The sequence below is a fragment of the Chromobacterium sp. CCUG 30098 genome (genome assembly GCF_059916605.1).
In genome coordinates, this window is the sequence record NZ_JAUCGS010000010.1 from 62310 (window position 1) to 85608 (window position 23299).

General features: G+C 66.2%; 21 protein-coding genes. 6 read left to right on the top strand and 15 right to left on the bottom strand.

The window, feature by feature from the left end; translation table 11 throughout:
* Positions 1-2 precede the first annotated feature (2 nt).
* Positions 3-584, top strand: coding sequence for a GNAT family N-acetyltransferase (locus tag QUG03_RS19610; protein ID WP_107801464.1), 582 nt, complete (start codon positions 3-5; stop codon positions 582-584).
* Positions 585-890: 306 nt separating this feature from the next.
* Here QUG03_RS19610 and QUG03_RS19615 read toward each other — a convergent pair whose 3' ends face one another.
* A complete protein-coding gene (locus QUG03_RS19615; RefSeq protein WP_227106267.1) occupies positions 891-1262 on the bottom strand; it encodes a hypothetical protein in 372 nt (123 codons plus the stop codon).
* 432 nt (positions 1263-1694) lie between these two features.
* Between QUG03_RS19615 and QUG03_RS19620 the strand changes: the two genes are divergently transcribed.
* The 3 genes from QUG03_RS19620 to QUG03_RS19630 all read left to right on the top strand — a co-directional run bounded on the left by QUG03_RS19620 (position 1695) and on the right by QUG03_RS19630 (position 4269).
* Positions 1695-2621: an alpha/beta hydrolase gene (locus QUG03_RS19620; protein ID WP_488906462.1), complete on the top strand. Its 927-nt coding sequence runs from the start codon at positions 1695-1697 to the stop codon at positions 2619-2621.
* Between the two features lie 83 nt (positions 2622-2704).
* Complete coding sequence (locus QUG03_RS19625) at positions 2705-3526, top strand: class I SAM-dependent methyltransferase (RefSeq protein WP_107801461.1); 822 nt, start codon at positions 2705-2707, stop codon at positions 3524-3526.
* A gap of 308 nt (positions 3527-3834) precedes the next feature.
* Positions 3835-4269, top strand: coding sequence for a lysozyme (locus tag QUG03_RS19630; RefSeq protein WP_500820733.1), 435 nt, complete (start codon positions 3835-3837; stop codon positions 4267-4269).
* A gap of 89 nt (positions 4270-4358) precedes the next feature.
* Here QUG03_RS19630 and QUG03_RS19635 read toward each other — a convergent pair whose 3' ends face one another.
* From QUG03_RS19635 to QUG03_RS19700, 14 genes are all read right to left on the bottom strand, one after another.
* Positions 4359-4796 carry a DUF2846 domain-containing protein gene (locus QUG03_RS19635; RefSeq protein WP_200123092.1) on the bottom strand — a complete coding sequence of 146 codons (438 nt, stop codon included), beginning with the start codon at positions 4794-4796 and terminating at the stop codon, positions 4359-4361.
* A gap of 119 nt (positions 4797-4915) precedes the next feature.
* A complete protein-coding gene (locus QUG03_RS19640) occupies positions 4916-6013 on the bottom strand; it encodes an AAA family ATPase (RefSeq protein WP_500820734.1) in 1098 nt (365 codons plus the stop codon).
* 49 nt (positions 6014-6062) lie between these two features.
* On the bottom strand, positions 6063-6890 hold the full coding sequence (locus QUG03_RS19645) for a S1/P1 nuclease (protein WP_227106258.1): 828 nt from the start codon (positions 6888-6890) through the stop codon (positions 6063-6065).
* Between the two features lie 190 nt (positions 6891-7080).
* Positions 7081-7911 (bottom strand): taurine dioxygenase, encoded by an 831-nt coding sequence (gene tauD / locus QUG03_RS19650; RefSeq protein ID WP_500820735.1) that lies wholly within the window; start codon positions 7909-7911, stop codon positions 7081-7083.
* A gap of 55 nt (positions 7912-7966) precedes the next feature.
* A complete protein-coding gene (gene tauC / locus QUG03_RS19655; RefSeq protein ID WP_227106254.1) occupies positions 7967-8839 on the bottom strand; it encodes a taurine ABC transporter permease TauC in 873 nt (290 codons plus the stop codon).
* Positions 8826-9620 carry a taurine ABC transporter ATP-binding protein gene (locus QUG03_RS19660; protein WP_500820736.1) on the bottom strand — a complete coding sequence of 265 codons (795 nt, stop codon included), beginning with the start codon at positions 9618-9620 and terminating at the stop codon, positions 8826-8828. Before QUG03_RS19660 ends, tauC begins: the two co-directional genes overlap by 14 nt.
* 16 nt (positions 9621-9636) lie before the next feature.
* Complete coding sequence (gene tauA, locus QUG03_RS19665) at positions 9637-10647, bottom strand: taurine ABC transporter substrate-binding protein (protein ID WP_500820737.1); 1011 nt, start codon at positions 10645-10647, stop codon at positions 9637-9639.
* A gap of 393 nt (positions 10648-11040) precedes the next feature.
* Complete coding sequence (locus QUG03_RS19670; protein WP_500820738.1) at positions 11041-13650, bottom strand: glycoside hydrolase family 15 protein; 2610 nt, start codon at positions 13648-13650, stop codon at positions 11041-11043.
* Between the two features lie 197 nt (positions 13651-13847).
* On the bottom strand, positions 13848-15098 hold the full coding sequence (locus QUG03_RS19675) for an alanine racemase (protein ID WP_500820739.1): 1251 nt from the start codon (positions 15096-15098) through the stop codon (positions 13848-13850).
* A 175-nt stretch (positions 15099-15273) separates the two neighbouring features.
* Entirely contained in the window at positions 15274-16716 is a 1443-nt protein-coding gene (locus QUG03_RS19680; RefSeq protein ID WP_500820740.1) for a sodium:solute symporter family protein, read from the bottom strand.
* 48 nt (positions 16717-16764) lie between these two features.
* Positions 16765-17157: a RidA family protein gene (locus QUG03_RS19685; protein ID WP_486636306.1), complete on the bottom strand. Its 393-nt coding sequence runs from the start codon at positions 17155-17157 to the stop codon at positions 16765-16767.
* A 165-nt stretch (positions 17158-17322) separates the two neighbouring features.
* Positions 17323-18768, bottom strand: a complete 1446-nt coding sequence (locus QUG03_RS19690) for an N-acyl-D-amino-acid deacylase family protein (protein WP_500820741.1) — start codon at positions 18766-18768, stop codon at positions 17323-17325.
* 9 nt (positions 18769-18777) lie between these two features.
* A complete protein-coding gene (locus tag QUG03_RS19695) occupies positions 18778-19392 on the bottom strand; it encodes a 2-dehydro-3-deoxy-6-phosphogalactonate aldolase (RefSeq protein WP_107801448.1) in 615 nt (204 codons plus the stop codon).
* Positions 19393-19445: 53 nt separating this feature from the next.
* Positions 19446-20438 carry a 2-dehydro-3-deoxygalactonokinase gene (locus tag QUG03_RS19700; RefSeq protein WP_253315361.1) on the bottom strand — a complete coding sequence of 331 codons (993 nt, stop codon included), beginning with the start codon at positions 20436-20438 and terminating at the stop codon, positions 19446-19448.
* 16 nt (positions 20439-20454) lie between these two features.
* Between QUG03_RS19700 and gcvA the strand changes: the two genes are divergently transcribed.
* Positions 20455-21471, top strand: a complete 1017-nt coding sequence (gene gcvA, locus QUG03_RS19705) for a transcriptional regulator GcvA (RefSeq protein ID WP_500820742.1) — start codon at positions 20455-20457, stop codon at positions 21469-21471.
* 187 nt (positions 21472-21658) lie between these two features.
* A complete protein-coding gene (locus QUG03_RS19710) occupies positions 21659-23263 on the top strand; it encodes an FAD-binding oxidoreductase (RefSeq protein WP_500820743.1) in 1605 nt (534 codons plus the stop codon).
* Positions 23264-23299 lie beyond the last annotated feature (36 nt).

The following is a 23299-nucleotide window of genomic DNA, read 5'->3' on the forward strand; positions in this document are numbered from 1 at the left end:
GCATGCCCATCGCCCAGCCCACCCTCAACACGCCGCGCCTGCTGCTGTTGCCGGCTCAGCCGGCGCAGGCGCGCGCGATGCTGGATTTCCACGTCCGCAACCGCCAGCACTTCGAACCCTGGGACCCCAAGCCCGGCGACATGTTCTTCACCGAGCTGTACTGGACCATGCAGCTGCGCCAGCGCGCGCGCGACTGGGAAGAAGGCCGCGGCGGCCGCTTCCTGCTGGCCCTGCACGCCGAGCCGGAACGGGTGATCGGCAGCGTCGGCCTCAGCAATATCAGCCGCGGCGCCTTCCAATCCTGTCACCTGGGCTATGGGCTGGACCAGCACTGCCAAGGCCAAGGCCTGATGCGCGAAGCGCTGGAAGCGGTGATACGCTGCGCCTTCGACACCCTCAAGCTGCACCGGGTCCAGGCCAACTACCAGCCGCACAATCTGCGCAGCGCCGGCCTGCTCAAGCGGCTGGGCTTCGAGATCGAAGGCCACGCCAAGAACTACCTCTATCTGAACGGCGCCTGGCGCGACCACGTGCTGAGCTCGCGGCTGAATCCGGACTTCGACCCGGAACACATGCTGGCCTGAGCGCCTGTCCACCATCCGCTGCGCATCAGTAGGGCTGAGTAGCCACGCTAAAAGCCTGTGCACGACCTGTTCAGTGTTTTGGCCCTGGCTTGGCGCACAGGAAACCGCCTATCCGAAGCGCCCCAAACCTCTTCAAGACCGCCGCGTGGGTATCGCTGCGCTCCACCCACCCTACCCCTGGCCAACGACCGCACGTAGGGTGGGTGGAGCCGTAGGCGATACCCACCAGCACCCGCGGTTGAGGATCACGCCAACCAAAACGAAACAAGACCTTGCTCGCGACACGCAACGGATCGTAAACAGGTTCTAAGACGTCACCGTCTCCAGCCTCTCCATCGCCCCCTGCAAACGCTGCTGCAAAGGCTCCAGCAAGGCCCACAGCGCCTTGCCGCGCACTTGCGCGTTTTCGGTGTGACGCAGCATCAACAGCACCGCGCCCAAGGCCTCATTGCATTGACGCAACTCTTCGGCGATATCGTCGTAATGCTCGCAGCAACGAGCTAAATGAATCAGAACGGGATCGATGGCGGCAAGCGCGGTATTTTCCGAACGCAGACCTTGCAGATGTTTGACGGTCTTGATCAGACGGCTGGCCGCTGGGAGAGCGGCTGGAGATTGAGCGGCCTCCTTGGGCGGAGGCGGTTTGGAAAGCAGGGATAGAACTGACAATAGAGGCATGACGGGCTCCGATCCAAAATGAGCCTGCCATCCCGCTTCCAATCACGATGGGCAGGCATATGACAGGGTTGGAAGGCAGGCGAATCGGAGCCAGCAGGCCAAAGGCCTCCCTGCCATAACCTGCCCTGATGGGCGCAGCTATAGCGTGGCATTGGGATGATATCCCCCGATTCTATTCAGGCTTCCATTCCTGATGCCGCGCTGTATGAAACGGCACGCGGCTCATGGTGCCCACCCAGCTTGGTCTGGTCAAGCGCGGCGCGTCCGGGAAGGCCTAGCAAAACGGCCCCCACCCCATGGCGGCGTACAGGCCAGGACATTTGGATAGCGCTTGCCAGCATCCTTGCGCCATGTTCTGCTGTGAAGCCGCCGCTTCGCCGCAACCCTGATGCCGCGGCGCAGTCAAAACAGGCCATAAAAGGGCTCAACACCATGCAAACCTTCCATCTGAACGCCGACGACGGGGAAATCCTGCACGCCGCCTGCTGGCTGCCGGACGGCGCGCCGCGCGCCGTGGTGCTGATCTCCCACGGCATGAGCGAATACGCGGTGCGCTACCACCGCTTCGCCCAAACGCTGAGCGCCGCCGGCTACGCCGTCTACGCCCACGACCATCGCGGCCACGGCGCCGCGCCGCGGCTGCGCGGCCATTTCGCCGCCGACAGCGGCTGGGACAAGGTGGTGGCCGACGTGGACACCCTGCGCCGCCACGCCGCGGAACGCCATCCCGGCCTGCCGGTGGCGCTGTTCGGCCACAGCATGGGCTCCTTCATCGCCCGCGCCTATTTCCTGCGCCACGGCGCGGCGCTGTCCGGCCTGATCCTGTCCGCCACCGGCTACCGCCAGCGGCCGCTGGCCTGGCTGCTGCGCGGCCTGGCGCGGCTGGTGGCCCGCTTCGGCAGCCCGGAACGCCCCAGCCGGCTGCTGGCGCGGCTGGTCTTCGGCAGCTTCAACCTGGGCTTTCTGCCCGCCCGCACCGGCATGGACTGGCTGAGCCGCGACCCGGCGGAAGTGGACAAATACCTGGCGGACCCGCTATGCGGTTTCGACCCCTGCCCCGGCCTGTGGATAGATTTGTTCGGCGGCATCATCGCCATGGAACGCGGCGAGGCGAGCGGCGACAGCCTGCCGCGCCGCTGTCCGGTCTGGCTGCTGGCCGGCAGCCGCGACCCGGTCAGCCTGGGCAAGCTGGGCCTGGGCCAACTGGAAATCCGCTACCGCGAGGCCGGCCTGCTCGACGTGCAGACCACGGTCTACCCCGGCGGCCGCCACGAAATGCTGAACGAAACCAACCGCGTGGAAGTGGAGCAGGACATGCTGCGCTGGCTGGAGCGGATCAGCGCGCAGCCGGCCAGTTAGACAGGAGCATTGAAACCAGCGCCCAAGCGCGCCGGCGCGAATTGGACTAAAATCCGGCGATTCGTTTTTCGCAGGAGGCCGCCATGAGCCTGATTCCCGAGATCAAACCGCAGCAATCGCTGGAACTGCTCAAAGAGCTGCACATCCTGACCCGCGACGGCAAGATCAACCAGGACACCCGCCGCAAGCTGAAACAGGTTTACCACCTGTACCAGTTCATCGAGCCGCTGATGGCCGACGTGCTGGCGGAAAAAGGCGAGATGAGCCTGGCCGACCACGGCGCCGGCAAATCCTATCTGGGCTTCATCCTTTACGACCTGTTCCTGAAGGACAAGGCCGCCGGCAGCGTCTACGGCATCGAAACCCGGCCGGAACTGGTCAGCCGCTCGCAAGAGTTGGCCGCCCGCCTCGGCTTCGAACGCATGGGCTTCTTGAACCTGAGCGTGGAGCAGTCGATCACCTCGGAGCAATTGCCGGAGCAGGTGGACATCATCACCGCGCTGCACGCCTGCAACACCGCCACCGACGACGCCATCCGCTTCGCGCTGGCCAAGAACGCGCGCTACATCGTGCTGGTGCCCTGCTGCCAGGCGGAAGTGGCCGGCGTGCTGCGCCAGAAGAAAAACCAGAGCTTCGGCCTGACCCCGCTGTCCGAAATGTGGCGCCACCCCATCCACACCCGCGAGTTCGGCAGCCATCTGACCAATGTGCTGCGCTGCCTGCAACTGGAAGCGCGCGGCTATCAGCTCACCGTCACCGAGCTGGTGGGCTGGGAACACTCGATGAAGAACGAGCTGATCATCGCCAAGTACACCGGCCAGCGCAAAAACAGCGCGCGCGAACGCCAGGAGGCGATTCTGAAAGAGCTGAACCTGGAAGACCTGCGCGAGCGCTTTGTGTACTAAAAGCCGCTTCAAAGTCCGCTGCGCTCCGCGAAGCCATCCCCCGATGGGATTTCCGCGTGGGTATCGCTACGCTCCTCCCACCCTACCTATAACGAGCAATCGCTCCTAGGGTGGGGGAGCCGCAGTCGGCCCCCTTCCCGCCACTGACGCCTGTCGCCTCGGCCCGTTTCCGGGCCCTGAGCATAATGGGAACGACGCACCCGAACCGCCCCGCGCGGCCGGTCCCGCCCCCGCCCGCTTCTCCTCCCGCCTCAGATTCTTCCGAGCGTTTCTCCGCGTCCGCCGGGGGCCCTTCCCAGGAGCCCGACATGAATATCAGCGCCAACGGCGTCAAACTGATCCAGCAATTCGAAGGCCTGCGCCTCAAGGCCTACCAGGACGCGGTGGGCGTCTGGACCATAGGCTACGGCCACACCGGTCCGGACGTGACGCCGGGTCTGGTCATCAGCCAGGCCCAGGCCGACGCGCTGCTGGCGCGCGATTTGAACCGCTTCGAAACCGGCGTCTCCCGGCTGGTCCAGGTGCCGCTGAACCAGAACCAGTTCGACGCGCTGCTCAGCTTCAGCTACAACCTGGGCCTGGGTTCGCTGCAGAACTCCACCCTGCTGCGCCTGCTCAATCAGCGCGACTACGCCGGCGCCGCCGCCCAGTTTCCGCGCTGGAACAAGGCCGGCGGCAAAGTGCTGCCCGGCCTCGCCCGCCGCCGTGCGGCGGAGCAGGCGCTGTTTCTGCAACCGGTCTGAGCACGTGGTCTGAGCCATGAAAAAAGCCCAAGCGTTTGCTTGGGCTTTTTTTGGGAACGCGGCGGGCTCCGCCGCGCCGCCGCCGTGTCTTATTGCGGCGACTGCACCAGTTGGGACTCTTTCACCCCTTTTTGACCTTCAGCCTCGTCAACGCTCTGCAGCTTGTTGCGAGCGTACAGCACGCCCATCTTCACTTCCTGCCAAACGTAGTAAATCTTGCCCGCCACCATGTCCAGGGTCAGGCTGGAATCGTTCTCGGCCTTGCCCACCAGCGTGTGCGAACCCGGCTCCAGATCGGCCATGATGTAGGTTTTGGCCACGGTGTCGCCCAAGGCCTTGTTGTCGGCCAGAACATTCATTTTCACGGCGGCGCCCATCGCCTCGTTGCGATAGATGTAGACGCGAGCCTTGGCCGGCTGGGCGTTGAACTGCTTGGCTTGAGCGTCCGCCTCGGGCGTGGCCAGCGTGGTGGAAGCGCAGCCGGACAGCAGGGCCAACAGAGAAGCAGCGGCAAATAGTTTTTTCACGGAAAGTTCTTTCTTATATTTAAATGGTATGGCGGCGGGGATTCTACATGCAAATATTCCGCCTCGCATCCATCCATTTTCACTTTCCGAAAATACCGAACCGGCCTCGCAGCCCCGGCTCAATCCCCGTCCGCCAACACCGTCTCGCCGTCGCGCTGCGCCAGCATGAAACGGCGCAGCGGCCGGTGCCGCGCGATCAGCTCCGCCAAGCGCGGCGAATGGCTGGTCACCCACAGCTGGCTGTGGCGGCCGGCCTCGGCGATCAGCCGCGCCAAGGCCGGCAACAAGTCCGGGTGCAGGCTGTTTTCCGGCTCGTTCAAGGCCATGAAGGCCGGCGGACGCGGGCTGAGCAAGGCCACCGCCAGGCATAGGAAACGCAAGGTGCCGTCGGACAATTCGGCCGCCTCCAGCGGCCGCAGAATGCCGTCGCGCTGCATCAGCATCTGGAAACGGCCATGCAGCGCCTCCGTCTGGAAGCGGCTGTCCGGAAACGCGTCGGCCAGCACGCTGTGCAGCAGTTCGACGTCGCCGATCTCCACAATGGTCTGGAAGGCCGCCGCCAGGTTGCCGCCGTCGTGCGCCAGCACCGGCGAGCGGATGCCCACTTGCGGCGCGCGCGGCGGCGAGCCGGGCCACACCGCGAACTCATGGTAGAAACGCCAGCGCCGCAGCGTCTCCCGCACTTGCGACACCTCGGGATAAAGATGCGGCTCAGCCAATTGGCCGAACACCGACTCCTCGGCCTGCAGGCCCAAGGGATAGGTGGTCCTGACCCCGTCCACGCTGGTGAGAAAGGCGCTCTGATTGCGCCGCTCCAGCACCTGGGCCGAGGGGCGGCGGCCCTGGCCGGCCAGCCACAGCGTTTCCTCCTTCACCAATGGGTCCAGCGAGAACAGGCTGCGGCTGGGCTCGGGGTAGCCCAGTTGCAATTCGTAGTCGTAGTCGGCCAGCCGCGCCGCCAGCGCCATGCGCTTGGGCTCGCCCTTGCGGTCGCCGCGGCGCAGGCCGCCGGCCCACATCGCCTTTTGAATGCCGCCCTCTTCCGCCAGCGCCGCGGACAGGCGGCCGCAGGCGGCCTCGTGCAGCAGGCGCACCGCTTTGTAGAGATTGGATTTGCCGCAGCCGTTGGGCCCGACGACGACGTTGAGCGGCTCCAGCTCCAGCCGCAGCTGACGGATGGAACGGAAACCCTTGAGGCTGAGCTCGTGAATGGACATGGCGGCTCCGGTGACGACGGAGCCGCCATTCTAGCGCGGACGCGCCGTTTTACTGCAGCGCCTGGTTGATCACCATGGCGATGCGCGCGCCGGCCTTGACCAGCTGCTGTTTGACCAGCTGAGCGCCGGCGGTCTGGTAGGTGCGGTCCAGGTAGGCCACGTCGCTGGGCGCTTGGCCGCAGCTGAAGTTGGACAGCGGGCCGTAGACCTCGCTGCGCGCGTACTGATTGGATTCCTTGATCCAGTCATTGACCTGCCCGCTCTGCCAGCCGGCGATATTGCGCGCGTAGTACTTGAGGTTCTGCGTCGCCCAGCTCTGCTCGTTGGCGCCGCTCAAGGCCTGCTGCACCAGGGCGGTGTCCCACACCGAATGCAGATTGCCGGTCTTGTTGCTGCCGGCCAGCCGCGTCTTGACGTCGTTGCCCCCGCGGTCGTGGTTGTCGGCCGCGTGCAGCGGCTGGTGGATGTCGCCGATCATGTGGAGCAGGAAGGTCAGCGCCTGGGCGCGGGCGGACTTGCTCGCGGTTTTGTCGGCCAGCACCTTGCTGTAGCGCCCAATCTGATTGGACGCGCAGTTGCCGCTGGGACAATCGTCCTCTTCCACGCCGTCGCACACCGGTTCGTCGTTGTAATGCCATTGATCCGAGCCCGGCAGCTGCTGTTTCAATTCCTGCTTGTGCTGGTCCATGTACAAGGCCAGCTGGGCGAAGTCCGCGTTGGGGATCAATTGATTGACCGCGGCCTTGGCCTGGGGGCTCAACAATTGCTGAGCGACGTAGCCGGTGACGCGGTGGCCTTCCTGGCCCCAGGCCAGCGCTTGGGCGCTGGGCAGCGCGAAAGCGGCGGACAACAGCAGGGCAAGCGTAAATTTCTTCATGACGGTTTCTCTTGTGATTGTGATATGCCGAGACGGGCGCGCCGCCCGCCTTTTTATGGCGAACGGATATTACCCGAAAACCGTTAAATTAAGATGCCAATATCATTTCATTTGAAGATATACGCTGTACGACCCCGTAAAAAAAAACCCGGCATTGCCGGGTTTCCTTTTCCTGCTCATTCCGCCGCGCTCAACGCGGCCGGTCGCCCAGGATGGTGGCGCGGTGCATCACCCGCCGCTGCGGCAGGTAATCCGCCACCGCGTAATGCTGGGTCACGCGGTTGTCCCAGAACGCCAGGTCGTGTTCCTTCCAGCGCCAGCGCACGGTGAATTCCGGCCGCGCGGCGTGGGCGAACAGCAGGGCCAGCAGGGCATCGCTCTCGCGCGGCGCCAGTTCCAGGATGCGGGTGGTGAAGCCTTCGTTGACGAACAGGCCCTTGCGGCCGGTAACCGGATGGGTGCGCACCACCGGATGCACCACCGGCGGATGGTCGCGGCTGGCCTGTTGCCAGCGCGCGTATTGCGGCGTGTCCTTGAAGCGGCTTTCCGGGAAGGAATGAATAAAGCTGTGCTCGGCGCTGAGGCCGTCCAGCAGCGCGCGCAAGGCCGGCGACAGCGCGTCGTAAGCGGCGCTGTTGCTGCTCCACAGCGTGTCCCCGCCCACGTCCGGCAGCTGCCGCGCCGCCAGCACCGCGCCCAGCGGCGGGGCGGCGATGAAGGTGACGTCGGTATGCCAGTTGTCGTTGTCCGGCAGATTGTCGACATGGGTGTCCAGCACGATGATTTCCGGCTGCTCCGCCACCGTCGGGTAGACCGGATGCAGGTGCAGATCGCCGAAGCGGGCGGCGAAGTCGCGCTGCTGGCGCGGCGTCAGCGGCTGGTTCTCGAAGAACAATACCTGATGGCGCAACAGCGCCGCCTCGATCGCGTCGCGCTCGGCGCCGGACAGCGGCGCGCTCAGATCGACGCCGGAAACAATGGCCCCCAGGGCCGGGCTGATGGCTTGCAGTTGCAGGCTCATGAATGTGCTCCTTATCCGCGCGGCGGAAACCAAATCCAAAAAGTCGAAAACTCGCTCAAAAACGTTCCGGCGCGGCCCAGCCGGCGAAGCGCCGCTCCGCCCAACGCAGCCCCAATTCCAGCGCCAGCGCGATCCAGGCGATGATCAGGATGCCGGCGATCACCGCGTCGGTGACCAGGAACTGGGCGGCGGACTGCACCATGAAACCCAGGCCGCGGGTGGCGGCCACCAGCTCCGCCGCCACCAGGGTGGACCAGCCCACGCCCAGGCCGATGCGCAGCCCGGTCAGAATCTCCGGCAGCGCGCTGGGCAGCACCACCAGCCGCAGCAGCTGGCCGCGGCTGGCGCCCAGCGAGCGCGCCGCCTGCAGCCGCGCCGGGTCCGCGCGGCGCACGCCGGCGGCGGTGGCGATGGCCAGCGGCGCGAAGATGGCGAGATAAATCAGCAGCACCTTGCTGGCCTCGCCAATACCGAACCAGATCACGATCAAGGGCAGATAGGCCAGGGGCGGCACCGGCCGGTAGAACTCGATCAGCGGGTCCAGCGCCGCATGCGCGCGCCGGCTCAGGCCCATCAGCATGCCCAGCGGCACCGCGGTGGCCGCGGCCAGCAATAGCGCCAGGCCCACCCGGCCCAGGCTGGCGGCGGCGTGACGCCACAGGCTGGCGTCCATGAAGCCGTTGACGGCCAGGTCCGCCAGCCGCGCCGCCACCTGGGCCGGGCCGGGCAGGAATAACGGCGACACCAGCCCGCCGGCGCTGGCCGCCCACCACAGCAGCAGCAGGCCGCCCACGGACAGCGCGCTGGGCCAGCGCCGACGCCAAGCGGCGAAGCGGCCGGAGAGCGGTGCGGGGGCATGGGCCGGCGGCGGCGCGCTCAGCTCGGCCTGCGCGGCCGGGCCCAATTCAGTCAGTTCAAGCGGCGGCATGGTCGGCCTCCTCGGCGCGGAAAATCCAGTCCAGCAAATGCTCGCGCATGGCGATGAAGGCGGGATCGGCCTTGATCGAGCGCGCCGATTCGCCGGCGGCGTAGCGGTGGGCGAAGCCCAGTTTCTGCCGTAGCGCGATGCGGCCGGGGCGCGGCGTCAGCACCAAGAGCTCGGTGCCGAGGAACAGCGCTTCCTCGATGCTGTGGGTGATCAGGAAGATGCCCTTGCCGCTGCGCTGCCACAGGCTAAGGATCAGCGACTGCATCTTTTCCCGGGTCAGCGCGTCCAGCGCGCCCAAGGGCTCGTCCAGCAGCAGGAAGTCGGGATCGGCCGCCAGCGCGCGCGCCAGGCCCAGGCGCTGACGCATGCCGCCGGACATCTGGCTAAGCGCGTGGCCGGCGAAGGCTTCCAGCCCCACCCAGCCCAGCATGCGGCGCGCCTCGAGTCGCCGCTGTTCGCGCGGCATCCCGCGCAGGCGCAGGCCGAAGGCGACATTGTCCTCGGCGTTGAGCCAGGGCATCAGCGCGTCGTCCTGGAACACCACGCCGCGATCCGCGCCCGGCCCGCGCACCGGCCGGCCATTGGCCAGCACCCGGCCCTGACTGGGCGTCTGGAAGCCGGCCATCAGCCCCAGCAAGGTGGACTTGCCGCAGCCGGACGGCCCCAAGGCCACCACGATCTCGCCGGAACGCAGCTCCAGCGACACCCGGTCCAGCGCCTGCACCGGGCCGGACGGGCCGGCGTAGCTGACGCCGGCGTTTTCCACGATCAAGCTCGCCATCGCGGCCTCCTCGCGCTCAGCGCGGCTGCGCCAGCCGCACGAAGCGCGGCTCGACATAGGCTTGATAATCCGGCAGCACCGCTTCCACCTTCTTCTGTTCCTTCAGGAACAAGGCGGTGTCGCGCAGCGCCTTGGCGGTGCCGCCGCCCAGCAAGCGCGGCGACAGCTGCTCCTGCGCCAGCGGGAAGCGGCTGCCGGCCAGCAGGCCGGGAATCTGCGCCGGATCGGCCCCGGTCAGCCGCGCGATCTTGGCCACCTGCGGCGAGCCGGCGCTCCAGGCCGCCGGCTTGGCGCGGTAATCGGCGAAGGCCTGCAAGGTCACCTTGGCGAAGGCGGCCAGCGCCTGCGGCTGGGCGGCGGCGAAATCCTTGCGCGCCACCCAGGCTTCGAAAGTGGGCGCGCCCCACTGCCCCACTTGTTCGGAATTGACCAACACCGAGCCGGTTTTCAGCGCCTGGCTCAAGGCCGGGTCCCAGACATAGGCGGCGTCGATGTCGCCGCGCTGCCAGGCGGCGCTGATCTCGGACGGTCGCAGATTGACGATGGACAGCTTGGCCGGGTCCAGCTTCCAGTGCTTGAGCGCGGCCAGCAGGCTGTAATGGGTGGTGGAGACATAGGGCACCGCCACCTTTTTGCCGATCAGGTCCTGCGGGGTCTTGATGCCGCTGCCCTTGCGCGCCACCAACGCTTCGGAGTTGCCGATCTCGGCGACGATCAGAAAGGTCTGGATCGGCAGTTGGCGGGTGGCGGCGGCGCTGAGCGGGCTGGAGCCCAGATCGGCGATATGCACATCGCCGGAGGCCAGCGCGGCCAGCACTTCCGCGCCGCTCTCGAACTTGCGCCACTGCAGCGGCCGGCCGATGGCTTTTTCATACAAGCCGTCGGCCTGGGCCACTTTGGAGGGATCGACCCCGGTCTGGTAGCCGATGACGATGGGCGCCTCGGCGGCGTGTGCCGCCAAGGCGAGGAAGGACAGGCTGGCGAGGCTGAGCGCCAGCAGGGAACGGCGGGAGATGAACATGGACATGGCGAGTTCCTGAACAAGGGGGACTCAGCACACTATAAAAGCCATGTTTAATATCAAAAAGTAATTAAATTTGCTTTCAATATTCCAAATAAATCAATAGCGTATTGGAGCCTGTTCAAAGTCTCGCGAGCAAGAGCGAGACAAGGCGAAAACGAGCGAAAAAGCGGAATGTACGAGGGGTACATGAGCATTTTGAGCTCGTACTCACCGTGCAACGCTTCACGACGCGCAGCAGGCTTTGAACAGGCTCTTAGAACCTGTTTACGATCTCGCGAGCTAGGGCGAGACAAGGCGAAAACGAGCGAAAAAGCGGAATGTACACGTGGTACATGAGCATTTTGAGTTCGTTTTCAACGCCGTATCGCCGACGCGCAGCAGATCGTAAACAGGTTCTTACCAGTTCACCTGATCACTCAGCGTCAGCCCGCCGGCCGGCGCCTGCAACACCCGGTTGCCGGCGCGCTGCTCCCAGCTCACGCTGCCGTCAGGGTTCTTGCGGTAGTACTTGTACTCGATGCGCTGGCCGGCCGGCAGATTGACCCGGGTCTTCCACAGCGGGTAGGCCGCCGCGTCCGCCGGCAGTCCCAGATCGGTGTTCCAATTGCCCAGCGCGCGCGCCGCGCCGGTCACATACAGCTGCTGCCCCCAGCTGGTATCGGCGGCGGCCTGGATCTCCACCGTCGCCTCTCCAGCCTTGGGTTCCACCCGGCAGGCGTAATAACGCGCGCAGGCGGCTTCCGGCAGATCGACGACGCGTCCGGCGCGGATGGAGGCCAGCAGGCTGATGTACTCGCCCATCGCCCAACTCAGCGGCGCGATCGAGCGGGTGGGCGTGCCGGCACGGTTGCCGGCCGGCGTCTCCACCGCCCAGCCGTCCGGCAGCACCGCGCTGTGCGGCCACACCTGTTCCGGCAGCATGCCCTCCGGCGTGGCCAGTTGCTTCAAGGCGGCCAGATAGGGCTGGCCGGCCGCGCCGCCGCCCTGGCGCGCAATCTCGTAGACGCCGCGCTCGGCGGTGAAGATGGGCCACAGCCGGCCCACGCCGCTGCCGGCGAAATCGCCGCCGTCGTTGCGTTCGCCGTAGCCGTCGAAGTTGTAGCGGAACCAGGCGTTGACCGGCAGCACCGGCGCGCCGGGCAGGTCCAAGCGCTGGCCCAACACCGCGTCGTAAATGCCCAGCGTGGCGAGCACCGCCGGATCGTCGGCGCGCTTCACGCCCATGCGCACCAGTTCCAGGAAGCCGCCGTCCACCACCCGGCGCGCGTCGCGGCTGCCGCCGCCGTTCTTCACTTCCAGCGCCTGCGGCGTGTCCGGGCCCAGCGTCGGCGCCTGGCCGGCGCGACCGGCCCCGCCGGCGCGCGCGGACGGATTGAGGCGCAGATAATAACGGCCGTCGCCAAAGCCGCCGCTGCGGGTGAAGGTCCAGGCGTCCACGTTCTGCTGCCAGTAATCGGCGGCGGACAGATAGCGCGCGGCGCTGGCGTCGTCGCCGTTGGCGCGGGCGATGTCGGCGGCGGCGGCCAGGCCGGCGATCTGCGCCGCCAGCGTGGACGGCGAATAGCCGCTGTTTTCCTCCCAGCGCTCCTGGTAGGTCCACGGCCCGGCGCTCAGGATGTAGTCGGCGGCCAGCTTGATGCGCGGCCACAGCGGCGAATACACCGCCGGCCCCTGGCGCCAGGCCAGCAGGATGGGCATGGCCTGCTCGTCCATCTGGGTGCCCTGCCAATACTGCGCGCCGCTGACCCAGGCGTTTTGCGGAAAGCGGCCGTTGCGGCTGAAGCCGTCCGGGCAGCCGGCGGCGTCGTATTCCGCCGCGCCGCAGTCGCGGCGCTGCTGCAGGGTGTTGAACAGATAATCCGTCACCCGCGCGGCGGTGGCGCGGTCGCCGGCGGTGAGCAGGGCGTTGGCGAACTTGAACAGGTCGCGCGGCCACACCAGGTGGTAGCCGCCGGCGTTGGCGTCGCCCTGGCTGGCGCCCCACGGCGTGCCCAGGCCGGCCACCATCGCGCCGCTGGCCTTGTCCTGCATGGTTTTCAGCGTCATCGCCGCCAGGTAGTAGCCGTCGTCGGCGCTGCCGCCCTGATCGGACAGGCCGGCGGCGTAAGCCTGCCAGCCGGCGTCGTAGCGCCGCTGCGCCGCGCCCAGGTCACCGCTCAGCGCCGCCTCGGCCGCGTCCAGCGCTTGCCCCTGGCTGGCGCCGAAGCCCAGCACCACGTCGAAGGACACGCTGGCCGCGCGCGGGTCGCCCAGTTCCAGCCAGCCCATCTGCGCCACATTGCCGTTGCCGGCGGAATCGAAAGTCCAATCCATGCGCTTGTCCGCGCCGCCACCCAGCAGATCGGTCCAGCCGTCGCTGAGGCCGACAAAACCGTTGGACAGCATGCGGCGGCCGTTCTGCGTCTTCCACGGCAGGCTGCTCAGCAGCGCCGAGGCGCGCTGATTGCGGCTGGCCGCCAAGGCCGCGCCGCCGCCGGCGCGCGCCAGGGTGGCGGCGCTATTGCCGGCGCCGGCGTTGTCCAGATAGGGTTTGAACAGCAGATAAAGCCGGAAATCGCCAACGCGGCGGCCGTCCAGCGCGCTGAAGGTGACGCGCTGGATTAGCGCGTCGCGCGCCGGATCGGTGAAGATGCGCTTGCTGATGCGCCAGTGATGGGCCGGGTTGCCGGTCTGCGCCTGCCAGCTCATGCTGCGCGGATGCAGCCGCTGCACGCGGTAGTCCTGCCGCTTTTCCTCGTCGACAAAGCCGCCGCCGGCGTCGCCCACCAGGAATTGCAGATCCACCGCCGCCTGGGTGTCCACCGCCGGGTAGAACACCTCGGACACCACGCCGCGATAGCCGGTGAAATACACCCGCGACGGCCCCTCCGTCGCCACGCCCACGAAAGACTTGGCCGCCGGGCCGCGCACCGCCGTCAGTCCCGGCGCGCCAAACGCCTCGCCGGCCTGCGCCGCGCCGCCCAAGCCACCCAACAGCAGGGCCAGGCCCATCCATTGCTTGATCATGTCCGCTCGCTCCTGATTTTGGCAGGGAGCGTAGCAAAACAAAATCCAAATGTCATTTATAATGAAAAGAATTTCCAGCCTATCCAAGCCTTAGGGTCAGGCGCTGAAATTTTCCTACCCGTCGCTTAGCCGCGGTTCAAAGTCTCGCGAGCCAGGGCGGGACAAGGCGTTTTCCGCTCAGCAGCACATAAACCGCTTCAGAACACCGTCTCCCATTCCTCCCTCACCCGGTACTCCTCGTCCACCAGGAGCACGCGCTTCCATTTGTCGAAGCTCAGGCAAGGGTGGGAGCTGCCGAACACCAGCAAATCGCCTATCCGCAGGTCCAGGCCGGGGCCGCGGTCCAGCAAGGCGTGCTGATCCATCAAGGCGCGGGTGCGCAGGCCGCCGGGCGCGAATTCCACGCGCCGCCCCTGGCGGTACTGCGCGAACGGCTGCGGCAGGCCGGCGTCGAAGGCCACGTCGCGCTTGCCCAAGCCCGCGACGGCCAGGCCCGGCTCCGGCAGCGACTGCACCAGCGCGCACAGCTCCAATGTCGGGGACAGCCCGCCGTCCAGCCGCGCCGCCAGCGGCTCGCGCGCTTGCAGCGCGGCGTAAGCCTGCCGATAGATGCCGTGGTCCTGCGTCACGTAGCAGCCGGGGCGGATCACATGACGCACCCCGGACAGGCCGGCGTCCCGCAGCTGCCGGCTGACGATGTCGAACCAGACCGAGCCGGCCCCGGTCAGCAGCGCTTCCGGCGCGCCGGCGAAGTCGCCGTTGCGCAGCAGCGTGCCGCACACCGCGACCGCGCGCTGAATCAGCGCCTGTATCGCCGCGATGTCCGCCTGCTCGTCGTCGCCATGGATTACGCCCTCGTAGAAGGCCACGCCGGCCAGCGCCAGGCCCGGCAGCTTGGCGATGTGTTCCGCCAGTTCATAAGCCTGCCGCTCGGTGCGGCAGCCGCAACGCCCGCCGGGCGCGCCCATTTCCAGCAAGACCGACATCCGCAGTTGCCGGGCGGTGAAAAAGTCCGACAGCCGCCGCGCATTGTCCACGCTGTCCACGCAGCAATGGAGGGCGGCGCGCCCTTGCCGCAGCAGCGCGGCAAGCAGCTCCATATTCGCCCGGCCCAGCAATTGATTGGCGATGATCACGTTCTCGGCCCCGGCCGCCACCGCCGCCTGGGCCTGAAATGGGCTGGCCACGCCCAGCCCCCAGGCGCCGGCAGCCAATTGCCGCCGGAAAATCGCCGGCGTCATCGTGGTCTTGCCGTGCGGGGCCAGCGAAACCCCCATCGCGTCCGCGAAACCTTGCATCCAGCGGATATTGCCGTCCAGCGCGGCCTCCTTGATCACCAGCGCCGGCAGGCAGGCGTCCTCATGCAGGATATTGGCCCCGCCCTCTCCGCGGAACATCAGCGCCGCCTTGTGCCGCGCGGGCTCCGCTCCAAATTCGCTCAGCATCATCCTGTTCTCCTTGGTATCCCTATCCGCCAGTCGTAGAGCCTGTTCAAAGTCTCGCGAGCTAGAGCGAGACAAGGCGAAAACAGCTGAGAAAGCGGAATGTACAAGTGGTACATGAGCATTTCGAAGTTGTTTTCAACGCCGTACCGCCGACGCGCAGCAGACATTGAACAGGTTCTCAGCCATGGCTTTCACGCTCAGTCGTAATCATCTCCAGCACCTCCTCCCGGGAACGCGCGCTCGCCGGCGTCAGCCAGGTGACGACAACGGCCAGCAGCAGGCTGAGCAGCACCGCGGGAATCACCGGATTGCCCAGCCGCGCCAGCCACGACGGCGACAGAATGACGGCCAGCGAGGCGAGGCTGCCGCCCAGCAGCGCGGCGATGCAGCCCTGCCAATTGAAGCGCGGCCAGAAACGGCCCAGCAGCACGGTGACGAACATGCCGGACATCACCATGGAGATCATCTTGGTGATGTAGCCGATGATGTCGTTGGAAGTCAGCGCGAAGAGATAGGCCAGCAGGATCACCAGCAGCAGGAACAGCCAGGACAGCGCAATCGCCCGCTCCGGCGGCGGCATCCGGCCACGCATCCAGACGTAGAGATCGCGCAGGATGATGGAGACCCCGGCAATCGCGTCCGAGCTGCCGGAGGACATATTGGCCGACATGCCGGCGATCAGCACCACCACGGCCAGCGCCTGCGGCAAGGCGGTGGTGGCGTGCAGGAAGGCGAAGCTGCTATTGGCCAGATTGGGCTCCATCGCATGCGTGGCCATGCCGATGATGGCCGGCAGGAAGGAAAAGCCCATATACAGCAGGCCGGTGATGATGAAGGACTGGCGGATCACGCTGGCGGATTCGGCGGCGTAGATGCGCTGGCGGTAGGAGGGCGTGGCCAGCACGCCCACGCCGATCACCGCGGCCAGCGACAAGGCCGGCAGCAGGCCCAGCTTGCCGATGCCGAAGGGCGTGAACGCGGCCGGATCGGTCCGGCTCACCACCGTCTCCCAGCCGCCGACATGGCGCACCGATAGGACCGCCAGCACGATGAAGCCGAGGAAGAGCACGATGGACTGCAAGGTGTCGATCCAGGACACCGCCTTATAGCCGCCAATGCCGACATAGAACACGAAGCCGACGGCGACGATGGTCTTGGCCGCCCGGATATCGATGCCGGAAGCCCAGGCCAGGTACAGGCCGCCGCCCAGGATGTGCGCGCCCAACCAGCCCAGGGAGGCGCAGAAAATGATGACGGCCACCAGGTTTTTGACCAGCTTGCTGCCGCCGGTGTAGTAGCAGACCTCCTCGCTCATGGTCATGAAGCGGAGGTTTCGGACCGGCGCGAACCACCAGGCCGTCAACAGGATGCCGGTGGCGCCGCCAACGCCATACAACATGCCGGCCCAGCCGTTGGCGTAACCGAAGCTGACCGCGCCGATGCTGGAGCCGGTGCCCACCATGGTGCCCACCGTCGAGCCCAGCGTCAGCAACATCGGCATCTTGCGGCCGCCCAGGATGAAGTCCTCGCCGGTCTTCTGATGCCGGGTCACATACCAGCCCAACGTCATCATGCCGGCGGCGTAGATCAGAAACCACGTCAGAAAATCGCTATTCGCCATCGCCCTCTCCTTTTCATCGGCCGCGCTGCCGCGCCTGGCGCAAAATACTTAATATTTGAACTTGGCGTTAAAACACCTCATGTCCACCTCAACCATGCAATCCACCACCAGCTCCGCCACGCAGCACACCCGCGCCGGTGGATGCTCGGCGAAGAAAGAACGGAACACCCGGTTGAAGGAGGGGAAATAACGGGCGTCGCTGAGAAAGACCTGCATATGCACGATGTCCGCCGGCGCGAAGCCGGCCTCGGCCACAATGTCCAGGCAGTTCTGTATCGCCAGCCGCGACTGTTCCACGATGCCGCCGGCGATGATTTCGCCGTCCCGCATCGGGGTTTGTCCGGACACGTACAACCAGCCGTCCGCCGCCGCCGCCGCGGCGAAAGGCAGCGCTTGCCCGCCGGTGCCGGCGCTGCCGCTTACTCCATAACGTTTAATCATGCTGCCTCCCCCTAAGAGCCTGTTTACGATCTGCTGCGCGTCGGCGGAATAGTTAGACAAGGGCGTTGAAAACCGCTTCGAAATGCTCATGTACCGTATGCACATTCCGCTTTCTCAGCCGTTTTCGCCTTGCCTCGCTCTTGCTCGCTAGAGCGTAAACACGCTCTAAGCAGCCTGACGGCTTCTGCTCAAGAACCGCCCGGCGCGGACTCCGCTCAGCCGCTGCTGGGCATAGGTTTGCACCCCGTTGACGAAGACCCGCTCAATGCCCGCCGCCGACTGCCGCGGCTGCTGGAAGCTGGCGACGTCGTCGATCCGCTGGTAGTCAAACAGCACCAGATCGGCGAAATAGCCGGCACGGATCAAGCCCCGGTCGCGCAGCGCGAAGCGCCGCGCCGGCAGGCCGGTCATTTTGTGGACGGCGGTGGACAGCGGGAACAGTTGCAAGTCCCGGCTGTAATGGCCCAGCACCCGGGGGAAAGTCCCCCACAGCCGCGGATGCGGATTGGGATCGCAGGGCAGGCCGTCCGAGCCCACCATCGCCGCCGGGTGGCTCAGGATGCGCCGCACATCGTCCTCATCCATCTGGAAGTAAATGGCGCCGGCGGGCAGCAGGCGGCCGGCCGCCTGGTGGATGTCGCACGCCCAGAGGCCGGCGATCTGTTGCAGGGTTTTCCCCGCCATCTCCGGATGCGGCGCGGACCAGGTGATCAGGATGTCGTAGTCGGCGGTGACCTGGCCGGGGTCGAGATTGGAGGAGCCGGCGCGGTAGGGGTAGCAATCGAGGCTGATGTCCTGCCCCAGGCGCCGGATGTCGATCAGCGCCAGCGTCTCCGCCGAGCGTCCCCAGTTTTTCAGCCCGGCGCATTTGTGGTGCGAGATCTGCACCGGCACCTTGGCGCTGCGGCCGATGAGGAAGGCTTCCTCCATCGCCTCCAGCACTCCGTCGTACTCGGTGCGCATATGGGTGGCGTAGACGCCCTGGTATTCGGCCAGCGGCGCGGCCAGCCGGCAGACTTCCTCGGTGGACGCCTGCGCCGCGCTGTCATAGGACAGGCCGGTGCTCAAGCCCAGCGCGCCCTGCTCCAGCGCCAGGATCAAATGCTCGCGCATCGCGGCGATGCCGGCCTCGTCCGCCGGCCCCTGCTGCGACGCCAGGCAGCGGTGCCGCAAGGTGGTGTGGCCGATCAAGGTGGCGACGTTGACCGAGGGCCGCGCCGCTTCGATGGCGGCGCGGTAGCTGGCCAGGTCCGGATAGCGGAAATCCTCCAATTCGCCCAGCAGATTGATCGGCGCCGGCACCTCGTCGCCCAGCACCGCGCCCACCGCGCTGAGTCCGCAGTTCCCGACGATGATGCTGGTCACGCCCTGCGAGGTTTTTTCCAGGTAGTCCGGGCGCCGGATCACCGCCAGGTCGTCATGGGTGTGAACGTCGATGAAGCCCGGCGCCAATACCAGGCCGGCGCAGTCGATGCGCTGCCCGGCGTCGCCGTCGAGCTCGGCGGCCACCGCCGCGATGCGTTCGCCTATCACCCCGACATCCGCCCGCCGCTCCGGCGCGCCGCTGCCGTCCGTCACCAAGGCGCCCTTGAACAAGTAGTCGTATCGCATATTGCTCTCCTATCCCGCCATTGCCTCCCGATAAGCGCGGGCGAAAGCCCGCGCCTGCGCCCGCGTCCTCTCCGGCGGCTGGCCGGCGCGATACAACTCGCCGCCCAGCCCCGCCCCCCGGCAGCCGGCGCGTAGATAATCCGCCAGCGTCTCCGGTCTCACTCCGCCCACCGCGTAGATGTCCACCGCTTCCGGCAGCACCGTCCGCAAGGCGGCCACATAAGCCGGCCCCAGCGCGCCGGCGGGGAACAGCTTGATCCGGCGCGCGCCGGCCGCGATGGCGTCGAAAGCCTCGGTGGCCGTGGCGCAGCCCGGCAGCAATTGCATGCCCGCGGCCAGGCCCTGCCGGATCACCTCGGCATCGACGTTGGGCGTAACGATCAAGCGGCAGCCCAGCTCGGCCAAGCGCCGCACCTGTTCCGGCCGCAGCACGGTGCCGGCGCCGATCAACGCCTGATCGCCATAGCGCTGCGCCGCCAGCTGAATGCCGGCCTCCCAGCGCTCCGAATTCAGCGGTATCTCCACCGCCTCGAAGCCCGCCTCGATCAAGGCCGGCACGTGCAGCTCCAGCTCCTCCGGCCGGATGCCCCGTAAAATCGCCACCAGCGGCAGCTTGCTGTCCATTTCTTGCTCCCTGTTGAATCCACCGCCCCGCCCGCGAGACTTTGAACAAGCTCTCAGAGCAAGCCCCGAGTCCGCGCCAGCAAAATCGCTCCATGACCGGCCAGATCCGCCTGCGTCGCCTCGTCCACCATCGCCACATTGCCGGAGAAGAACTCATCGCCGGCCACCAGGCAGCCCAGCGCCGCGCGCAGCAGCGGCCGGCCGGTGGCGATGAATTGCGTGCCCGGACTCATATTCAGCGCGCGGCTGTTTTTCAAGGTCAGCAAGTCCGCGCCCAGCACCGCGCCCAACAGGAAATTGGCTCTGGCGTTGTGGTCGTACACCGTGAACTGGTCCAGCGTGCGCACCATGAAACAGGCCCGGCCCAGGCCGATGCGGCTGGCCTGCTCGGCCCCGGCCAACAACATCTCCACATCCAGCTCCGCGGCGAACGAGCCGCCCAGCGCATCCGCCAGCAAGGTGTTGTGGGTAATCACGTGCAAGAGCTCGCCGGCCAGCGTGGTCACGCAGCCGGCGATCCGCTGCCGCGCGTCCAGATGGATGAATTTGGAATGCGAGCCGGGAATGGCCAGAATGGCCGGCTGGCGGATGGACAGCCTGTCGATCAAGGCCATCGCCTCGACCTCTTCGCCGCGCATCATGTCCATGCGCTCGCAGTTGTGCAGGCCGATGTCCTCGGACAGATTCTTCACCCCGGGCACAAACCAGATCGGCCGCGCGCACACCTCAGGCACCACGCAGGCCCTCATCCCGGCGGCCAGGGCCTCGCGGCCGGCGGGCGCCAGCAGGTGGGGAATCTCCAACAGGCCCATATTCGAACTGATCATTCCCGTCGCCAGCAGCAGGCTTGGCTCGTCGATGTCGGCATTGGCCTGGCTCAACGCCTGCGCCAGCGTTTCCCTCACCGCCCGCCGCAATGCGTTCCGGCTGCCCGTCATCGCCGTATCCCGGCTCCCCACCCGCTGCGCCGCGCGCGCAATCGGCACTGAATCGCGCCATAAGGTGGCGCGGGTATTCGTGGTGCCGGCATCAATGGTCAATATCATTTCCACGCTTTAAATAATGGACTTGTGTGATATTGTTAATGAGCTAATTTTTTATCGCAAGACAGTTATATTTGACATCGGTTTAGTTTTATTAAACGAATGGATCTGGCGGATTTTATTTGCACGAGGGGAAATCATGTACCAACGCCTGCCACCGCTGCATGCCTTGAGAGTTTTTGAATCCGCCGCGCGACATATGAGTTTTACCCGAGCCGCGGAAGAATTATTCGTCACCAAGGCGGCCGTCAGCCATCAAATAAAACAGCTGGAGCAATTTCTGAATCAGCCCTTATTCGAACGCCAAAACAATCGTTTAAAACTCACCACGGCGGGCGAGCATTATTTACCCAGAATCAGAGAATCATTCCGCACGCTGCAACAAGCCACGGACGGATTGATGCTGCAGACGGTGCCGGCTTTGAATATCCATGTGCCGCGCCTGTTTGGCAGCAAATGGCTGATTCCCCGGCTGTACCGGTTTTTGAAACGGCACCCCGGCCTGCCGGTGGAAATCCATACCGAGCCGGCGGCCGAATATTCCGCCGCCGATATCGTCATCAGCACGGGACCGCCGTGGCCGGCCCGCTTCAACACCGAGCCCTTCGCCTCCTCCGCCTTCTTTCCGGTCTGCAGCCCCGACTTGGCCCGGCGCCTGCGGCGGCCGCGGGATTTGGCGCAATGCACGCTGTTGCACGAGCGGCAGTTCGCCGGCTGGCGGCAATGGCTGGATCACGTCCAGATCGATCTGGATCTCAAGGCGCAGCCGAGCTTGAGCTTTTCGGATGAATCCATGTTGTTGCAGGCGGCGATAGACGGACAGGGCGTCGCCCTGGGACAGGCGCTGTGCGTGGAATACGATTTGCTGGCCGGACGTCTGGCGCGGCCGCTGCGCGGCGAAGCGCCATTCCGCCAGGCCTATTACCTGAGCGTCGCGCAACGCGACGCCAACCAGCCGGCGGCGCGGGCCTTGCGCGACTGGCTGTTTGAAGAAGCCGCCGAGGGCTTGCCCGCGCCCCAAGCCGACATCGGCTAGCGCCAGTCCGTCATTGTCGACGCGCGACGCGGCCAAGACAGCCGCGACGGCCGTCGAAGCCAGGCGACTCCCCCGCCCCAAGGCCAAGCTCAGCATTTGCCAGCCTCGCCCTCTCACCGCTCGTCTATAAAACAATGTCATTCAAAACGCATAGCCGCCGTCGCGGCCGCACAAGGAGAAGAGCGCCATGGGCCTGAATGCCATCACCCCGGACGACCCCCGTTACGAAACGCTGAAAAAAGGCTTCAATCTGCGCTGGCCGGAGGCCGGCCAGGCCGCCGGCGGCATCGTCGTCTGCAGCGACGAGAACGAAGCCGCCGCCGCCTTGCAATACGCGCTGGACCACCGTCTCAAACCCACCATCCGCAGCGGCGGCCATTGCTACGAGGGCTTCGTCAGCAACAACCCCGGCGGCCTGATCATAGACATCGGCCAGCTCTCCGGCCTGCGCCGCGACGTGACGGCGGATGGCCGCCGTTACGGCTTTCAGCTCTTGGCCGGCAATCAGAACTGGGACGGCTATGTCGGCCTGTACAAGCTCACCGGCAAGACCGTGCCCGGCGGCTCTTGCTACTCGGTGGGCGCCGGCGGCCATATCAGCGGCGGCGGCTACGGCCTGCTGTCGCGGCTGCAAGGCCTGACCGTGGATTGGCTGAGCGCGGTGGACATTCTGCTGGCGGACGGCGGCAAGGCGCGCAAGGTCCACGCCCGCGCCGACAATGAATTCGCCGACCTGCTCAAGCTGTGCAAAGGCGCCGGCGGCGGCAACGTCGGCCTGATCACCAGCTATTACTTCGACGATCTGCCGCCGGCGCCGCAGCAGGTGGGCGTGCAATTCCTGCAATTCGACTGGAACGATTTCAAAGACCTGGGCCGCTTCACCGACTTGTTGCAAACCTACGGCCAATACTGGCGGGAGGCGGACAGCGAACCCGAAGGCTACGGACTGTTCAGCCTGCTCAAACTCACCCATGTCAGCGCCAAAAAACTGGGGCTGGTGGTGCAGTACACGGACCGGAACGGCAAGCTGAACGACACCGCGCCGTTCAATGATTTTTACCAACGCATCGCGCAAGTGGCCTCGCCGCAATTGCTGAACACCTATCTGCCCGGCGGCGGCCATCTGCCCCACATCCCGCACCGCTCGCCGCCCAGAAACAGCGCGCCCTTGCCGGAACACGCGCAGGCGATGGACTGGCTGTACGCCACCCAGACGCTGAACGGCTCCGGCAACAATCAGCGCGGCAAGTACAAATCCGCCTATATGAAACAGAACTTCAGCCAGGCCGAGTGCCAGGCGATCCACCGGCATCTGAACATCCATCCCCACGATCTGGACTTCTCCCAATCGCTGCTGCAAGTGGACTCCTACGGCGGCGGGATCAACCACCGCGGCGCCGGCAACAACGGCTTCGATCCGGCCGACAACCAGACCGCTGTGCCGCAGCGCGCCTCGGTGATGAAGCTGCAATACCAGAGCTACTGGACCGACCCGGCCAACGACGCCAAGCATGTGCGCTGGATGCGCGAGTTCTTCGACGCCGTCTACGCCGCCGGCGGCTTCAACGGCACGCCCTACCCGGCCTCGGCGGCCTTGCCGGATTCGCCCTACGAAGGCTGCTACATCAACTACCCGGACGTGGACATGCTGAACGGCGCTCAGCCGGGCACGCCCGGCTATAGCTGGGGCGAGCTGTATTACGGCGCGCTGTATCCGGAGCTGACGGCGATCAAGCGCAAATACGACCCGGGCAATGTCTTCAATCACGCGATGTCGCTGGGCGCGGAATAAGCGCCCGGCTCCGGCCGGCGCGGGACACGCGCCGGC

Bases quoted from the DNA above. Each gene is read 5' to 3' on its own strand.
- QUG03_RS19660 (WP_500820736.1), bottom strand. From the start codon at position 9,620: ATGGCGAGCTTGATCGTGGAAAACGCCGGCGTCAGCTACGCCGGCCCG.
- QUG03_RS19625 (WP_107801461.1), top strand. From the start codon at position 2,705: ATGAGCCTGATTCCCGAGATCAAACCGCAGCAATCGCTGGAACTGCTC.
- QUG03_RS19710 (WP_500820743.1), top strand. From the start codon at position 21,659: ATGGGCCTGAATGCCATCACCCCGGACGACCCCCGTTACGAAACGCTG.
- tauD (WP_500820735.1), bottom strand. From the start codon at position 7,911: ATGAGCCTGCAACTGCAAGCCATCAGCCCGGCCCTGGGGGCCATTGTT.
- QUG03_RS19675 (WP_500820739.1), bottom strand. From the start codon at position 15,098: ATGATGCTGAGCGAATTTGGAGCGGAGCCCGCGCGGCACAAGGCGGCG.
- QUG03_RS19640 (WP_500820734.1), bottom strand. From the start codon at position 6,013: ATGTCCATTCACGAGCTCAGCCTCAAGGGTTTCCGTTCCATCCGTCAG.
- tauC (WP_227106254.1), bottom strand. From the start codon at position 8,839: ATGCCGCCGCTTGAACTGACTGAATTGGGCCCGGCCGCGCAGGCCGAG.
- QUG03_RS19610 (WP_107801464.1), top strand. From the start codon at position 3: ATGCCCATCGCCCAGCCCACCCTCAACACGCCGCGCCTGCTGCTGTTG.
- QUG03_RS19620 (WP_488906462.1), top strand. From the start codon at position 1,695: ATGCAAACCTTCCATCTGAACGCCGACGACGGGGAAATCCTGCACGCC.
- QUG03_RS19645 (WP_227106258.1), bottom strand. From the start codon at position 6,890: ATGAAGAAATTTACGCTTGCCCTGCTGTTGTCCGCCGCTTTCGCGCTG.
- QUG03_RS19685 (WP_486636306.1), bottom strand. From the start codon at position 17,157: ATGATTAAACGTTATGGAGTAAGCGGCAGCGCCGGCACCGGCGGGCAA.
- QUG03_RS19695 (WP_107801448.1), bottom strand. From the start codon at position 19,392: ATGGACAGCAAGCTGCCGCTGGTGGCGATTTTACGGGGCATCCGGCCG.
- QUG03_RS19690 (WP_500820741.1), bottom strand. From the start codon at position 18,768: ATGCGATACGACTACTTGTTCAAGGGCGCCTTGGTGACGGACGGCAGC.
- QUG03_RS19680 (WP_500820740.1), bottom strand. From the start codon at position 16,716: ATGGCGAATAGCGATTTTCTGACGTGGTTTCTGATCTACGCCGCCGGC.
- QUG03_RS19630 (WP_500820733.1), top strand. From the start codon at position 3,835: ATGAATATCAGCGCCAACGGCGTCAAACTGATCCAGCAATTCGAAGGC.
- gcvA (WP_500820742.1), top strand. From the start codon at position 20,455: ATGGACTTGTGTGATATTGTTAATGAGCTAATTTTTTATCGCAAGACA.
- QUG03_RS19670 (WP_500820738.1), bottom strand. From the start codon at position 13,650: ATGATCAAGCAATGGATGGGCCTGGCCCTGCTGTTGGGTGGCTTGGGC.
- QUG03_RS19700 (WP_253315361.1), bottom strand. From the start codon at position 20,438: ATGATATTGACCATTGATGCCGGCACCACGAATACCCGCGCCACCTTA.
- tauA (WP_500820737.1), bottom strand. From the start codon at position 10,647: ATGTCCATGTTCATCTCCCGCCGTTCCCTGCTGGCGCTCAGCCTCGCC.
- QUG03_RS19615 (WP_227106267.1), bottom strand. From the start codon at position 1,262: ATGCCTCTATTGTCAGTTCTATCCCTGCTTTCCAAACCGCCTCCGCCC.